We start from the raw sequence: 15,091 nt of genomic DNA, 5'->3' as shown, positions 1-15,091 counted from the left end.
CATTCGGGATGAGACGGGCTACGGCATATGATGGTGGCATCAATCCACACATCCCGAAATCCTCCTGCATGCACAATTCCTCTCTGACCGAACCGACACCGGCCTCGGCGGGCTCCTCCCAGGGCTTCGCCCATGCCAAGGCGATCCTGTTCGGCGAACACGCGGTCGTCTACGGCTCTCCCGCCGTCGCTGTGCCGCTGCACGGGCTCGGCGTGCAGGCCGACATCCGACGGTCCCCGAACCAGGAGACCCGGATCGAGAGCCAGCTCTTCTCCGGCACCGCGCAGACCGCTCCGGAGCCGATGGGGCCCGTCGTCGCCGGTCTCACGGCCGCTCTCGACGCCGTCGGTGATCCCGCCGCCGAGGTGGAGCTGCTCATCCGTTCGGCGATCCCCCACAGCCGGGGATTGGGTTCGAGTGCAGCCGTGGCCACCTCCGTGGCCCGCGCGGTCGCGAACCTGCATTCGACGGTCTTCGACGAGAACACCCTCCACGAGATCGTGCAGGCGGCCGAGACCGTCGCCCACGGCCGGCCCAGCGGAATCGACGCCTGGGCGGTGGCCAAACCCGCCCCCATCCGCTTCCAGACCGGGTGCGCTCAGACCATCGACGTCGGTCAGCGCCTCGTCTTCGTGCTCGCGGACTCAGGCCATCACGGGTCCACCGCCGAGGCGGTCGGAGGGGTCCGTGCCCGCCGCGACGCCGATCCGACGGGAGTCGGGGCCACCATCGACCGTTTGGCCGCGATCACCGATGCCGCCGTCGACGACATCCGCTCCGGTGACCGTGAGACGATCGGCGAGCTGATGAACGAGGCCCACGGACTGCTCGGCGGCCTCGGTGTGTCGACTCCGACCCTGGATTCCCTCGTGGACGCCGCCACTGCGGCCGGAGCCCGGGGCGCCAAACTCACCGGCGGCGGCCTCGGCGGCTGCGTGCTGGCGTTGGCCGATGGGGACGACGAGGCCGAGGGACTCGCCGAGGCCCTGCGCGCGGCGGGGGCGCCCCGCACCTGGACGACGGAGGTCAGACCGACATGAGAACGACGACGGCGCGGGCCTACCCGAACATCGCCCTGGTCAAGTACTGGGGCAAGGCCGATGAGGAGCTCATCCTGCCTGCAGCGGGCAGTCTGTCGCTGACCCTCGACCACTTCGAGACCACGACCACCGTGGTGCCCGCCCCGGACGCCGCCTCCGATGTCCTCGAACTCGACGGCGCACTCGCCGACGCCGGTCAGACCTCCCGCATCTCCGTCTTCCTCGATCACGTCCGTGATCTGGCCGGGCGGGACGACCGTGTCCTCGTCCGGTCCCGCAACTCCGTGCCCACAGGGGCGGGTCTGGCCTCCTCGGCGTCTGGGTTCGCAGCCCTGGCCACAGCGGCCGCCGCGGCCTTCGACCTCGACCTCGGACCGATTGATCTCAGTCGTCTGGCCCGCCGCGGTTCGGGTTCGGCCTGCCGCTCGATTCCCGACGGCATCGCCGTCTGGCATTCCGGCGACGATTCGTCGTCCTTCGCCGAGACCGTGCCCGCCCCGGATATGCGGATGATCATCGTCACCGTCGACCGCGCCAGGAAGGCTGTGTCCTCCCGCGAGGCGATGCGCCTGACCGCCTCCACCTCCCCCTTCTACTCCGGCTGGGTGTCCTCGACCGAGGACTACCTGGAGCAGATGGTCGCGGCCTGTGCCGCCGGGGACTTCACACGCATCGGTGAGATCACCGAATCCCACGCCCTGCGCATGCACGGGCTCATCCAGTCCACCGTGCCGCCGATCCGGTTCCTCAACCCGACCAGCCACGCGATCTTCGACGCCGTGGCCGAAGCCCGAGAGAACGGGATCGAAGCCTATTCGACCGCCGATGCCGGCCCGAACGTCGCCGTCATCGTCCGCCCCCATGAGGCCGAGGCGCTGGCCGAGAAACTCTCCGGATTCGGCGACGTCCGCGTCGTCGGACCCGGACCCGGAGCCCACCTGCTCACCACCGCCGACGCAGTCCCGCCCGCCGACTCAGTACCAGCCGCCGATGCGGCGAACCCGGCTGCGGGTGAAGGCAGCCGGGCATGATCGAGACCCGGGCGCCCGGCAAACTGTTCATCGCCGGCGAATACGCCGTCGTCGAACCCGGACAGCCCGCCGTGCTCATCGCCGTCGACCGGTGCATCACCGTGCGACTGACCGAGAGCGAAGGCGCCGGCCGCATCCATTCGAGCGAATACGGTCAGGCCCCCGTCGTCTGGCGGCGCGAAGACGATGGTGAGCACATCATCGTCGATGAGCGACCCTTCGACTATGTGCTCTCGGCGATCTCCACCGTCGAGGAGCTGCGCTCCGGACGCGGTGCCAGCCCCCGCTACTTCGACCTCGAGATCTCCAGCGAACTCAATGACGCCGACGGTCGGAAGTTCGGCCTCGGCTCCTCGGCGGCGGTGACCGTGGCGACGATCGCCGCTCTCGATGAGTTCTATCGCCTCGGCCTCACCCTGACCGAACGCTTCAAACTCGCCGTCCTGGCGACCATCGCGATCTCCACGAAGGCCTCCGGCGGGGATCTCGCCGCCAGCACCTTCGGCGGCTGGATCCGCTACTCCTCCCCCGACCGTGCAGCCCTGCACGCTCACCGCGAGGCCCACGGCGTCGTCTCCGCGATGAGCTGCAGCGAATGGGCCGGCTCCTCGGCCAGGCGGATCACCCCACCGAATTCGCTCGACCTCCTCGTCGGCTGGACCGGATCTCCGGCGTCGACCGAACACCTCGTCAGACGCGTCCATACCCCGGCACCGCAGAAGCCTCGCCCACTGGTGTCCTTCGCCGCCGAGTCGCACACCCTCGTCGACGATCTCGTGGCGGCCTTCGACGCCGATGATGCCGAGTCCAGCCTGACCACGATCCGCTCCGTGCGCGCCCTGCTGCAGCGGCTGAGCGACTCCACGGGCAGCCTCATCGAGACCGAAGCCCTGTACGATCTGTGCGAGATCGCCGAAGCCCAGGGTGCCGCAGCGAAGCCTTCCGGTGCCGGCGGCGGCGACTGCGGAATCGCCCTCGCCCACTCCCACACTGAAGCAGACACCATCCGCAGCGGCTGGGAAGCCGCCGGCATCCGACCACTGGACCTCGACGTCCACCGAGAGGAAGGCGAGATCGATGAGTTCTGAGTCCTCCACAGCCAAGGCCTCACGGGCCTCCCGCAAGGACGACCACGTCCGCCTCGCCTCGGCGCAGCAGACCGAAGGCCACCGCCGGACCGACTTCGACGACCTCGAATTCGTCCACCATGCCCTGTCAGGAACGAGCCCCGACCGCGTCGACCTCACCGTCGAACTCGGCAGCTGGACGTGGCCGACGCCCTTCTATGTCAACGGCATGACCGGCGGCACGGAGACCACGGCGAAGATCAATCGGGATCTCGCCATCGCCGCCGCCGAGACCGGCCTGCCGATGGCCTGCGGGTCGATGAGCGTGGCCCTCGACGACGCCGAGGCGGCGAAGGGCTTCACCGTCATCCGTGAGGAGAACCCGGACGGCTTCGTCATGGGCAACCTCGGCGCCGGTCGCAGCGCCGATGATGCTCGCCGCGCCGTCGAGCTGCTGGGAGCCGATGCCCTGCAGCTGCACATCAATCCCGTGCAGGAGACCGCGATGCCCGAAGGCACCCGCGACTTCTCCACCTGGCTGACGGGTCTCGAGGAGATCGTCGCCGCCTGCCCCGTGCCCGTCGTCGTCAAAGAGGTCGGATTCGGCCTCAGCCGCCGCACCCTGACCCAGCTCACCGGCGTCGGCGTGCAGTTCGCCGATGTCTCCGGTGCCGGCGGCACCGATTTCCTCCGCATCGAAAACGACCGTGCAGGCGCCGATGACTTCTCCATGCTCACCGGTTTCGGTCAGTCGGCCCTGGCCTGCCTGCTCGACGCCCCACCCGAGTGGACCACCGCGACGACGATGGACGACGGCGTCTCGAACCGTGTGCTGCTGGCCTCCGGCGGAGTGCGCAACCCCTATGATGTCGTGAAAGCGCTGGCCTGCGGTGCTCGCGCCGTCGGCGTCGCCGGCACGTTCCTGCAGACCGTGCTCGACCACGGTCCGGACGGACTCGTCGACCTCGTGCGCACCTGGCAGACTCAGACCTCGGCTCTGTTCGCACTGCTCGGGGCCGAACGATCCACGGATCTTGACCGCACGGACCTGCTCACGCGGGGCCGCCTCGGCGAGTTCGCCCGTCTGCGCGGTATCGACGTCACCGCGCTCTCGCACCGCACCGATGTTCTTTCGAGGAGGAATCAGCTGTGAATCAGCAGACCACGATCACCGGGATCCCCACCACGTGGGTCGGTCCCCTGCGGGTCAGCGGCGAAGCGCTGGCTCCGGATGGCACCCACACCGAGGTGGCCGTGCCCCTGGCAACGTACGAGACCCCGCTGTGGCCCTCCGTCGGGCGCGGGGCGTCGATCTCGCGTGAGATCGACGGTGGGATCCGCACCGTCATCGTCGATGAGCGGATGACCCGGTCGGTGCTGTTCGTGGCCGAATCCGCGATCGGCGCCGAGGCGGCCGCGCAGGCCATCCGTCACCGCACTCCCGAACTCGAGGACGTTGTGTCGGCCGGGTCCAACCATTGTCGGCTCATCGAGATCCATCCGGAGATCGTCGGCAACCTCCTCTTCGTGCGCTTCGCCTTCCGCACCAACGACGCCTCCGGCCACAATATGGTCACCCAGGCATCGGACACGCTCATGGAGCGCATCCTCACGTGGGGGCTCGGGCTCGACTACGGCTCGGTGTCCGGCAACTACTGCTCGGACAAGAAGGCCACCGCAGTCAATGGGATCCTCGGGCGCGGGCGCAATGTCGTCGCCGAGATCGTCCTGCCCCACGAGGTCGTTCAGCGTCGCCTGCGCACGAGCGCGGAGAAGATGGTCGAACTCGTCGTGCGCAAGAACCTCGTCGGATCGACGATCGCCGGGGCGCTGCGCTCGGCGAACGCCCACTATGCGAATATGCTGCTCGCCTTCTACCTGGCCACCGGTCAGGATGCAGCGAACATCGTCGAAGGTTCGCAGGGCATCACCTACGCGGAGAACCGGCCCGAAGGACTGTACTTCTCGACGACCCTGCCGCACCTCATCGTCGGCACTGTGGGCAACGGCAAGGATCTGCCGCATGTCGACGAGGCCCTGGAGCGTCTCGGGTGCCGTGAGGAGCGTGAGCCGGGCGCGAATTCGCGTCGTCTGGCCGCGCTCATGGCCGCGACGGTGCTCTGCGGTGAGCTCTCCCTGCTCGCCGCCCAGACCAATCCGGGGGAGCTCATGGACACCCACCGTCAGATGGAACGCAGGGCCGAGGCAGAGCTCGGTTCCGAAGCTCAGTCAGAGGACGGTGAGGCCGCATGACACCGATCGGCATCGACGACATCGAACTGGCCACGAGCCATCACGTCGTCCGACTCGATGACTTCGCCGCGGCGAACGGCACCGATCCGGCGAAGTTCCGCCTCGGCCTCGGTCAGGACGAGTTCAGCTTCCCGGCCCCCGACGAGGATGTCGTCACCATGGCCGCTGCCGCCGCCGCACCGATCATCGAACGCAGCGGAGCCGAAGGCATCCGGACGATGCTGTTCGCCACCGAATCGGGCATCGACCAGTCGAAGGCCGCAGGCATGGCGGTGCACTCTCTGCTCGATCTGCCGTCGCAGATGCGGATCGTGGAGGTCAAGGAGGCCTGCTATTCGGCGACCGCTGCTCTGCAGGCCGCCGTCGGCATCGTCACGCGCTCTCCCGGTCAGCGGGTGCTCGTCATCGCCTCGGATGTCGCCCGCTATGAGCTCGACACCCCGGGTGAGCCCACTCAGGGCGCCGGTGCCGTGGCGATGCTGGTCTCTGCGGATCCGGAGCTGCTGGAGATCGAACCGGTCTCGGGCCTGAACTCGGCCGATGTCGATGACTTCTGGCGCCCGAACGATTCGTCGACCGCGATCGTCGATGGCGCCCTGTCGGTGACGGCGTACCTCGATGCCCTCACCGGGGCATGGACCGATCTGTCCGCGCAGGGCGGTCCGGCGATGGCCGAGATCGACCGCGTGCTCTACCACCAGCCGTTCACGAAGATGGCGAAGAAGGCGCAGGTCCACCTCGCCGGGCTCACCGGTGAGGATCTCGATACGGACATCGTCGCCGGACCGGTACCCTCCGGCTCTGCCGAGACCGGGCCCGCCGGGGTTGTGAGCTCCGCCTCGGATTCGGGCTCCACCGGACCTCGCGATACCGGACTGGCCACGAGCACCCTGTACAACCGCCGTCTCGGCAACTCGTACACAGCCTCGCTCTATGCGGGACTGTGTTCTCTGCTCGACCACGATGAGGACCTCGCGGGCAGGCGCATCGGGCTGTTCAGCTACGGATCGGGAAGCGTCGGCGAATTCTTCACCGCCCGCGTCGTGCCCGGCTACGAGCAGCATTCGAGCCGACAGGCCGTGACCGCCGCTCTCGATGCTCGGGTGCCGCTGTCCATGGACGCCTATCGTGCGCTGCACGCCACCGAGCTGCCCAGCGCCGAGGACGTCTCGACTCCGAAGGTGACCGCGGGCCCGTTCCGCTTCGCCGGGGTCAAGGGCCGCGCCCGCATCTACGAACGCAGCTGAGGCGCCCGCCTCACTTTTTCCGCCGATCAAGCGTCAGCGCGAATGTCGAGCCGTCCACCGGTCGATATTCGCGCTTCGCCTTGAACGAGCACTCTTCAACTCACACTGGACTGCCGGCGCGACCACTACCTGCACGGATACGAAGAAGCCCCTCACCTCGACCCTGTCGGATCCCGGTGAGGGGCTTCTCGTTCGCTGTGCGCGAGGGGGGACTTGAACCCCCACGACCTTGCGGCCACTGGCACCTGAAGCCAGCGCGTCTACCAATTCCGCCACTCGCGCGAACAAGGTAAAACTCTAGCATCGCACCAGCCGAAACATAAAACTCGACGACGCGAAACAGGCCAAACGTGTTCACCTTCACATTCTCCCCGTTCACGACCACGGGGATTCATCCCTCGCCGAGGGACGATTCGCCCCTCGTCGAAGCCTCACGCACACCGCAACGAGGATGCCTTCTCCGCCCAGGCCAAGGCCCAGCACCCTCCCGGACTCCTGCCGAGACTCGCTCCCCCGCCCGGCCCCCTCGACCTTCACTCTTCCCTGGACGCGCGCAGAGAATCCAGGCACAGCTTCGCCCCGCGCAGATGCGTGACGTGAGTTGAGAGCCTCACCGCGTTAGGATTGGGTGTTGATGTGCCTAAAGTGCACTCGATCAGGACCACCTGGTCAGAGCACTCAAATACGCTTGGCGAAGAGTTCGTCCGGCAACGGCAACACCTGATGAGGAGGTGCCATGGGGTTACTCGATCGCTTCGAGAAGGGGCTGGAGAACGTCGTCAACGGCGCCTTCGCCAAGGCTTTCCGATCCCAGGTCGAACCCGTCGAACTCGCCGGAGCCCTGCGCCGTGAGGCCGACAACAAGGCCGCCGTGGTCTCACGCGGTCGCACCCTGACGGCCAACCACTACGTCATCGAGCTCTCCCAGACCGACCACGACCGGCTCTCCGGTCTCGAGTCAGAGCTGCGCTCCGATCTGCGCCAGGTCATCGGTGACCACGCCGTCGAACAGGCTTACAGCTTCGTCGGTCCCGTCTCCGTCGAATTCGCTCTCGCCGATGACCTCGACACGGGAATGTACCGCGTCGTGTCCTCGACCCAACGCCCCGACGGATCCCCCGCCGCTCAGCCGGCCAACCGCGGCGGCTACGACCCGATCTCCCGCGCGAATCCGATCGTCGGCGAGTCCCCGAACTCCGGTTCCCGGCCCGTGACCCCGCGCAGCACCCCCGAACCTGCCCGCTCGGCCCCGGCTGCCGCCCCGCGCCAGAACCCTGCCGCCCGCCCCGCGCCGGCACCTGCTCCCGCTCGCACCATCGAAGCCAGTGTGACCATCGACGGTCGCACGCAGATGCTGCGCCAGGGCACGAACACCTTCGGCCGTTCCTCGTCGAGCTCGGACCTCGTCATCGACGATCCCGGCGTCTCACGCCGTCACTTCGAGATCGTCGTCGAGGGCGACCGCGCCGTGGCCAATGACCTCGGTTCGACGAACGGCACACTGCTGCACGGACGCAAACTGACATCGGCGACCCTGTCCGACGGCGATGTCCTCCTCGCCGGAGAGGCCGAGGTCCATTACAACGAGCGGGACGCCCAGTGAGCGAATTCACCGTCACCGTCTTCCGGTTGGCATTCTTCATCATCCTCTGGCTCTTCGTCTTAGGAGTCGCCGGAGTCCTCCGCCGTGACATCTTCGGACCCCGCCGCGCCCGCGCCGGAAAGAAATCTCGCCGAGGCGGCTCCAAATCCTCCTCGCCGCCACCGGCCCGTCCGACTCCCGCACCACGCCCGGCTGCCGCGCCGGTCGCCCATGCTCATCCGGGCACCATCCGCGTCACCGACGGCCCCCTGGCCGGGCAGACTCTGATGCTCTCGGGGGCACCTGTGACCTTCGGCCGAGCTCCCGACAACACGATCATCATCAATGACGACTTCGCCTCCAGCCATCACGCCCGGATCTCCGCGAAGAACGGCGCCTGGATGCTCGAAGACCTCGGATCGACGAACGGCACCATCGTCGACGGCTCACGCATGACCGGACCCATTCAGCTGGCCATCGGCACCCGGATCACCATCGGACATACGACCCTGGAGACCCAATCGTGACGACCGACGGTACCATCACACTCCGTTCGGCAGCCCGGTCTCACACCGGGCTGGTGCGTAAGAACAACCAGGACTCCGGCTATGCGGGTCCCAATTTCCTGCTCATCGCCGATGGAATGGGCGGTCACGCCGGTGGAGATGTCGCCTCGGCGATCACTGTGTCTCGCCTAGCCGAACTCGACCACGAGCCCGGAGGCGAGGACGCCCTCGAAATCCTGCGCACCTCGATCCTCGACGCGAATGACCGCATCTGCCGCGGTGTCGGCGAACAGCCCGAACTCGCCGGAATGGGCACCACCGTCACCGCCGTCCTGCGCGCCCCGGGCAACCGTCTCGCTCTCGCCCATATCGGCGATTCCCGCGGCTACGTGCTCCGCGACGACAAGCTCCAGCCGATCACCCACGACCACACATTCGTGCAGATGCTCGTCGACGAGGGCCGGATCACCGCCGAGGAGGCCGAGACCCACCCGCAGCGCTCGGTTGTCATGAAGGTCCTCGGCGACGTCGGGGCCTCCCCTGACCTCGACCTGTCCCTGCGCGAGGCCCAGGTCGGCGACCGGTGGATGCTGTGCTCGGACGGTCTGACCGGCTTCGCCGACATCGACGACATCACCCGAGTGCTCAAAGAGGTGGCCGACCCCGATGAGGCCTGTCGCCAGCTCATCGACCTGGCTCTGGCCGGCGGCGGAGCCGACAACGTCACCGTCGTCGTCGGCGACGTGCTCGAAGGCGACGTCGAGACCACCGAGGGTGTGCCCGTCGGATCCGTCCACCTCAACCCCCGCTACGCGGCCATCGGTGCGAACCCCGACACCGAAGCGTCCGTGGACACCGAAGCACATGAGACCTTCGCCGATGGGGACGTCTCCACCGACACCGCACCGATCCACACTGTGGACGGGGAGGACGTCGAAGCGCGGGACGGCACCACTCAGCAGCTGCGGACCGATGCCGCCGCGGACGAGGAGGCCGACCTCGATGACGAGGTCGAGAAAAGGTCCTATCTCGGGTGGATCATCACCGCCATCGTGATCGTTGCGCTGGCGATCGGCGGATTCTTCGCCTACAACTACGTCAGCCACCAGTACTATGTCGCCAACGACGACGGCAAGGTCTCCCTCTACCGCGGCCTCGACACGACGCTCGGGCCCATCGAACTCAGCCGCCTCGTCGACACCACCGACATCGAGGTCGGCAGCCTCAACAGCTACTCCCAGGACCGTCTCCGCGGATCGATTCCCGCCGGTTCACGCGATGAGGCCGATCGCATCATCGACAATCTGCGCAAGGAATCCGACCGCTCCTCCGGCATGTCCGGCGACGTCGAGGACTCGACGAGCCCGACCGACCCGGCCCCCTCACCTCCGGATTCGAAGTCCGCGAACCCCAGTGACGCCATCACCCGGGAGTCGCAGTGATGAACCAGGCTCCCTCGCAGACCGCGCGCCCCAGACCCTATCGTCTGGCCGAGCTCGGTCTGCTCATCCTGGCCATCGCCGTCGCCACCGCCGCCTACGCGCTCGTGGGACTCGGTGTCGAAGGCACGATCCCGGTCAACGTCTACGGCTACGCCGCATGGCTGGCCGCACTCGGACTCGCCATCCACATCGTCGTCTGGATCAAGGCCAAATACGCCGACCCCGTTCTCGTACCCATCGCGGTCCTGCTCAACGGACTCGGTCTGGCCATGATCTACCGCGTCGACCTCGGCCGCGACGAGTACGTCGGTTCGGGCATGACCCAGCTCATCTGGATGACGCTCGGGGTGGGACTGGCCATCGCCGTGATCTTCGTCGTCCGCGACCACCGCTGGCTGCGCCGCTACACCTACGTGTCCGGCTTCGCCGCCCTCCTCTTCCTGCTGCTGCCTCTCATCCCCGGCCTCGGAAAGACGATCAACGGTGCGCGCATCTGGATCGGCGTCGGATCGATGTCCTTCCAGCCGGGCGAGATCGCGAAGATCCTGCTCGCGATCTTCTTCGCCGGCTACCTCGTCACCTACAAGGATCAGCTCGTCGCCGCTGGACCGAAGATCCTCGGCATCCGCTTTCCCCGGCTGCGTGACTTCGGACCCATCGTCGTCGCCTGGGTCGCCAGCGTCGGCATCCTCGTCTTCGAGAAGGACCTCGGCACCTCGCTGCTCTTCTTCGGCCTCTTCGTCGCCATGCTCTACGTGGCCACGTCCAAGGTCTCGTGGATCATCCTCGGCCTCGGCTTCTTCGCCGCCGGCGCGGTCGCGGCGACGTTCCTCTTCTCCCATGTGGGCCAGCGTGTGTCCGGTTGGCTCAATGCGCTGACCGCTGAGGAGTACAACAAGACTCCCGGTGGTTCCTACCAGCTCGTGCAGGGTCTGTTCGGCATGTCCAACGGCGGACTCATCGGCACCGGCTTCGGTGAGGGACGACCGAATATGGTTCCCTACGCCGAATCAGACTTCATCTATGCCAGCTTCGGTGAGGAGATCGGCCTCGCCGGACTCTTCGTCATCCTGCTGTGCTACCTCTTCATCTTCCAGCGCGGCATCCGCACCGCCCAGCAGCTGCGCGACGGCTTCGGCACTCTGCTGGCCACGGGCCTGTCGTTCACAATCGCCCTGCAGGTCTTCGTCGTCGTCGGCGGTGTCACCCGCCTCATCCCGCTCACCGGTCTGACCACGCCGTTCCTCGCTCAGGGCGGATCCTCGCTGATCGCGAACTGGATGATCATCGCCCTCCTGCTGCGGATCTCGGACAACGCCCGCCGTCCCGTCGAGGAGTTCCACACCGGCGTCCTCACGATCACCGAGGATCCGGCGCCCGAGAAGAAGCCCGCGTCCGCCGCGGTCGGATCCGGGGCCACGGTCGGATCGGCCGCCTCGGCGAGCCATGTCGACGAGGACGCCCCCACGACCAACCTCAGCCGCGCCGACAGCGAGGCGCCGACGACGAACCTCGCACCCGCGGACGATGACCGGGCATCGGACGACGCAGCCGCGGACGGCCGCCCCACCGCGACCGGACCTGACTCTGCCGACCCGAACCACACCGACCAACGATCCACCGGAGGTGAACGATGAAGAAGCCACTGACGCATATCGCCGTCGTCGGATTCGTCATGTTCGCGCTCCTGTTCGGATCGACGAGCTGGGTCCAGTACATGACCGCGGATTCGCTGAATAACAACCCGCTGAACAACCGTCGGATCCTCGATCAGCTGGCCCGTGATCGCGGTCCGATCCTCGTCGACGGCACCCCGATCGCCTATTCGGAACCCGTCGACGATAAGTACAAGTACCAGCGCAAGTACGGCTCGGACAACCTCGATCCGCGCGCCTATGCCTCCCTGACCGGGTACTACTCGGTCGTCTCCGGCGCCTCGGGCATGGAACGCGCCGCCGGCGACTACCTCTCCGGCGATTCCGACGCCTTGTTCTACGACAAGGTCGGCAGCTTCTTCACCGGTGAGCAGCCCCGCGGCGCCGCGGTGGAGATGACGATCGACCCGAAGGCGCAGCAGGCGGCCTGGGACGGACTGGGCAATCAGAACGGTGCAGCCGTGGCTCTCGACCCGAAGACCGGAAAGATCCTGGCCATGGCCTCGACCCCGGGCTGGAACCCGAACGCCCTGGCCAGCCACGACACCACCGAAGCCAGCCAGGCCTTCAAGAACCTCGAAGCCGCCGACGGCAAACCGGCCTACAACCGCGCGATCGGCGGCAACCTCTACCCGCCCGGATCGACGTTCAAGGTCCTCGTCGCAGCGGCCGCCCTGGAGTCCGGGGACTACGAACCGGATTCGACGCTCAACGGACCCGCGAGCCTCGATCTGCCGCAGACGACGTCGACGATCGGCAACTCGCATCCCGGTGCCTGCCGCAATGGGGGCAAGCCGACGCTGGCGGATTCCCTCGCCGAATCCTGCAACACCTCATTCGCCTCCCTGGGCATGGACCTCGGGGAAGACGCGGTTGCGAAGCAGGCGGAGAAGTTCGGCTTCGGTGACGACCTCGAGATCCCACTCAATGTCACCCCGTCCTCGTTCCCCTCCGACCTCAACCCGCCGCAGCTGGCTCAGTCCTCGCTCGGCCAGTACGAGGTCCGCTCGACTCCGCTGCAGATGGCGATGATGACCGCGGGAATCGCCAACGGCGGAAAGATGATGAAACCCCAGCTCGTCGACAGGGTGCTCAATGCGAACACCCTCGAACCGATCACCGAGACCCGCCCGAAGCAGCTCTCGCGGCCCGTCTCCGGGGATACGGCGGACAAGCTCACCGACATGATGACGGGTGTGGTCGAGAACGGCACCGCCTCGGTGGCGAAGATGGGCGACACGAAGGTCGCGGCGAAGACCGGCACCGCCCAGCACGCCACGGGTGCGGCGCCCCATGCATGGTTCATCTCCTTCGCCCCGGCCGACGACCCGCAGGTCGCGGTCGCGGTCGTGGTCGAGAACGGCGGCAACGCAGGCAATGAAGCTTATGGCGCGACGGTCGCAGGACCGATCGCGAAGAACATGATGGAAGCGGTGGTCGAGAAATGAGACCCGTCGAAGGCACCCTGTTGGGCAACCGGTACAAGCTCACCTCCCGCATCGCCGTCGGCGGCATGGGCGAGGTCTGGAAGGGTGTGGACTCCGTGCTCGGCCGTGAGGTCGCGGCGAAGATCCTCAAGGACGAGTTCCTCTCCGAATCCACATTCCTCGCCCGGTTCCGTGCCGAGGCGCAGAATATGGGCCGCGTCTCCGACCCGGGAATCGCCGGCGTCTACGACTACGGTGATGAACAGGGTTCGCCCTACCTCGTGATGGAATACGTTCCCGGCGAGGCCCTGTCTGCGATCATCGAACGCAGCGCTCCCCTGTCTGAGACCGATACGCTCTCGATCGTCACCCAGGCCGCTGCCGCACTCGGTGCCGCGCACAAGGTGGGTGTCATCCACCGTGACATCAAGCCCGGCAATATCCTCATGACCCCCGACTTCCGGGTCAAGATCACCGACTTCGGCATCGCCCGCGTCACCGACCAGGCTCCGCTGACGAAGACCGGGCAGGTCATGGGCACCGCCCAGTACCTCGCCCCCGAACAGGCAACCGGCAAGGGCTCGGGACCCGGTTCCGACCTCTACGCCCTGGGCATCATCGCCTATGAGGCCCTGGCTGGTCAGCGTCCCTTCACCGGCGACTCGCAGGTGGCCATCGCCATCGCCCAGGTCAACCAGCAGCATCCGCCGCTGCCGGACACGGTGTCCGAGCCGCTGCGCCGCTTCGTCGACTGCCTATTGGAGAAGAAGCCCGAACGCCGACCCTCCGAGGCCTTCAAGGTCGCCAAGGCCGCCGAGGCGCTCTCAGCCGGGGACATCGCCGGAGCCGAGGAGCTCGTGCCGCAGATGCGCCACGGTGCCGCCGCGTCCGAAGCGCTGACCCAGGTCTTCAACAACCCGGAGCCGGTGGCCACGACGAAGGCCATCCCCGTCACCTCCTCGAATGACGCCACCCAGGTCTACCCCAATGGTGCCGGCGCCGGACTCGTCGGCGCAGGTGCGGCGGATGCCGCGGCGAACACGGATCAGTTCGACCCCGACGATCCGCAGAATCAGGACCCGGAGAAGGACAAGCAGTCGAACAAGGGCCGTGTCCTCATCTGGATCCTCGCGATCGTCGCGCTCCTGGCCGTCGGTTCCCTGCTGTGGTTCTTCCTCGGCGGCGGCAATGCCGAACCCGAACCGGAGCCGTCCACATCGGCACCCACCTCGGAGGCGGCAAAGACGATCGAGATCGACAAGAACGATTACATCGGACTCAGCGAATCCTCGGCGACGCAGAACCTCGAGAACAAGGGACTGGAAGTCGAGACCACCGATATCAACTCGGATCGTGCCGCCGGAACCGTCGCCGACGTCGGCGAGGGCGACAACGGATACACCTTCGAAGAAGGCGACACTGTGACCCTCTACGTCTCCGCCGGACCCGCCGACGAGCCGGAAGAGCCGGCCTCGGACTCCGGGTCCGACCCGGGGCTGGGCAACGATTCCGAGACGAACTCGGACTCCGGTTCCTCGAGTTCATCGAATTCCTCGAGCAGCAGCGACTCGAATGCCGACGAGAACGGAACAGGCTCTGACCAGGACTCCTCGTCCGGCTCGGATCAGTCCGGGGGCGACAACGGCGACGACAATCAGTCCGGTTCGCCGAACGGCGGGGAGAACGGCGAACAGGATGCCGACCAGAACGGTGGTCAGGACGGCCAAGACGGTCAGGACGGCGGTCAGGACGGCTCCGGTTCATCGACCAGTACAGGTTCGGACGAAGGCGAGACCGGGGACAGTGGCAACTGAGTTCGTCCGACGACGGGAACAGCGAGA

The 15,091-nt window shown here is 67.1% G+C and carries 12 protein-coding genes and 1 tRNA gene; 12 read left to right on the top strand and 1 reads right to left on the bottom strand.

Annotation, left to right across the window (positions count from 1 at the left end; translation table 11 throughout):
• Positions 1–68 precede the first annotated feature (68 nt).
• Genes mvk through EB835_RS03510 form a run of 6 tightly spaced genes read left to right on the top strand, consistent with a single transcriptional unit; the run spans position 69 to position 6,638 of the window.
• On the top strand, positions 69–1,040 hold the full coding sequence (mvk, locus tag EB835_RS03535; protein WP_168216623.1) for a mevalonate kinase: 972 nt from the start codon (positions 69–71) through the stop codon (positions 1,038–1,040).
• Positions 1,037–2,071, top strand: coding sequence for a diphosphomevalonate decarboxylase (mvaD, locus tag EB835_RS03530; protein WP_135808078.1), 1,035 nt, complete (start codon positions 1,037–1,039; stop codon positions 2,069–2,071). Before mvk ends, mvaD begins: the two co-directional genes overlap by 4 nt.
• A complete protein-coding gene (locus EB835_RS03525; RefSeq protein WP_135808077.1) occupies positions 2,068–3,159 on the top strand; it encodes a phosphomevalonate kinase in 1,092 nt (363 codons plus the stop codon). The genes mvaD and EB835_RS03525 overlap by 4 nt, the downstream gene beginning before the upstream one ends.
• Positions 3,149–4,291 (top strand): type 2 isopentenyl-diphosphate Delta-isomerase, encoded by a 1,143-nt coding sequence (gene fni / locus EB835_RS03520; RefSeq protein ID WP_135808076.1) that lies wholly within the window; start codon positions 3,149–3,151, stop codon positions 4,289–4,291. The genes EB835_RS03525 and fni overlap by 11 nt, the downstream gene beginning before the upstream one ends.
• Entirely contained in the window at positions 4,288–5,391 is a 1,104-nt protein-coding gene (locus tag EB835_RS03515) for a hydroxymethylglutaryl-CoA reductase (RefSeq protein WP_135808075.1), read from the top strand. The genes fni and EB835_RS03515 overlap by 4 nt, the downstream gene beginning before the upstream one ends.
• Entirely contained in the window at positions 5,388–6,638 is a 1,251-nt protein-coding gene (locus tag EB835_RS03510; RefSeq protein ID WP_135808074.1) for a hydroxymethylglutaryl-CoA synthase family protein, read from the top strand. The genes EB835_RS03515 and EB835_RS03510 overlap by 4 nt, the downstream gene beginning before the upstream one ends.
• 198 nt (positions 6,639–6,836) lie before the next feature.
• On the opposite strand, the gene EB835_RS03505 is transcribed toward EB835_RS03510, so the two are convergent.
• Positions 6,837–6,920 (bottom strand) — tRNA-Leu (locus EB835_RS03505).
• A 454-nt stretch (positions 6,921–7,374) separates the two neighbouring features.
• Here EB835_RS03505 and EB835_RS03500 point away from each other — a divergent pair.
• The 6 genes from EB835_RS03500 to EB835_RS03475 are packed head-to-tail and all read left to right on the top strand — an operon-like array spanning position 7,375 to position 15,064.
• Positions 7,375–8,241, top strand: coding sequence for a DUF3662 and FHA domain-containing protein (locus EB835_RS03500; protein ID WP_135808073.1), 867 nt, complete (start codon positions 7,375–7,377; stop codon positions 8,239–8,241).
• On the top strand, positions 8,238–8,747 hold the full coding sequence (locus EB835_RS03495) for an FHA domain-containing protein FhaB/FipA (RefSeq protein WP_135808072.1): 510 nt from the start codon (positions 8,238–8,240) through the stop codon (positions 8,745–8,747). Before EB835_RS03500 ends, EB835_RS03495 begins: the two co-directional genes overlap by 4 nt.
• A complete protein-coding gene (locus tag EB835_RS03490) occupies positions 8,744–10,168 on the top strand; it encodes a PP2C family protein-serine/threonine phosphatase (RefSeq protein WP_135808071.1) in 1,425 nt (474 codons plus the stop codon). Before EB835_RS03495 ends, EB835_RS03490 begins: the two co-directional genes overlap by 4 nt.
• On the top strand, positions 10,168–11,805 hold the full coding sequence (locus EB835_RS03485; protein ID WP_135808070.1) for an FtsW/RodA/SpoVE family cell cycle protein: 1,638 nt from the start codon (positions 10,168–10,170) through the stop codon (positions 11,803–11,805). Before EB835_RS03490 ends, EB835_RS03485 begins: the two co-directional genes overlap by 1 nt.
• Positions 11,802–13,271 carry a peptidoglycan D,D-transpeptidase FtsI family protein gene (locus EB835_RS03480; protein ID WP_135808069.1) on the top strand — a complete coding sequence of 490 codons (1,470 nt, stop codon included), beginning with the start codon at positions 11,802–11,804 and terminating at the stop codon, positions 13,269–13,271. The genes EB835_RS03485 and EB835_RS03480 overlap by 4 nt, the downstream gene beginning before the upstream one ends.
• The gene (locus tag EB835_RS03475) at positions 13,268–15,064 is read left to right on the top strand and encodes a protein kinase domain-containing protein (protein WP_135808068.1); all 1,797 of its coding nucleotides are present in this window, start codon (positions 13,268–13,270) and stop codon (positions 15,062–15,064) included. Before EB835_RS03480 ends, EB835_RS03475 begins: the two co-directional genes overlap by 4 nt.
• Positions 15,065–15,091: the final 27 nt, after the last annotated feature.

Origin of the sequence: Brevibacterium sp. S22 (assembly GCF_004745485.1) — a bacterium.
In the GTDB taxonomy this organism is placed as follows: domain Bacteria; phylum Actinomycetota; class Actinomycetes; order Actinomycetales; family Brevibacteriaceae; genus Brevibacterium.
This window is presented reverse-complemented; position numbering and strand designations above follow the sequence as displayed.

Bases quoted from the DNA above. Each gene is read 5' to 3' on its own strand.
- mvk (WP_168216623.1), top strand. From the start codon at position 69: ATGCACAATTCCTCTCTGACCGAACCGACACCGGCCTCGGCGGGCTCC.
- EB835_RS03500 (WP_135808073.1), top strand. From the start codon at position 7,375: ATGGGGTTACTCGATCGCTTCGAGAAGGGGCTGGAGAACGTCGTCAAC.
- EB835_RS03510 (WP_135808074.1), top strand. From the start codon at position 5,388: ATGACACCGATCGGCATCGACGACATCGAACTGGCCACGAGCCATCAC.
- EB835_RS03485 (WP_135808070.1), top strand. From the start codon at position 10,168: ATGAACCAGGCTCCCTCGCAGACCGCGCGCCCCAGACCCTATCGTCTG.
- fni (WP_135808076.1), top strand. From the start codon at position 3,149: ATGAGTTCTGAGTCCTCCACAGCCAAGGCCTCACGGGCCTCCCGCAAG.
- mvaD (WP_135808078.1), top strand. From the start codon at position 1,037: ATGAGAACGACGACGGCGCGGGCCTACCCGAACATCGCCCTGGTCAAG.
- EB835_RS03525 (WP_135808077.1), top strand. From the start codon at position 2,068: ATGATCGAGACCCGGGCGCCCGGCAAACTGTTCATCGCCGGCGAATAC.
- EB835_RS03480 (WP_135808069.1), top strand. From the start codon at position 11,802: ATGAAGAAGCCACTGACGCATATCGCCGTCGTCGGATTCGTCATGTTC.
- EB835_RS03475 (WP_135808068.1), top strand. From the start codon at position 13,268: ATGAGACCCGTCGAAGGCACCCTGTTGGGCAACCGGTACAAGCTCACC.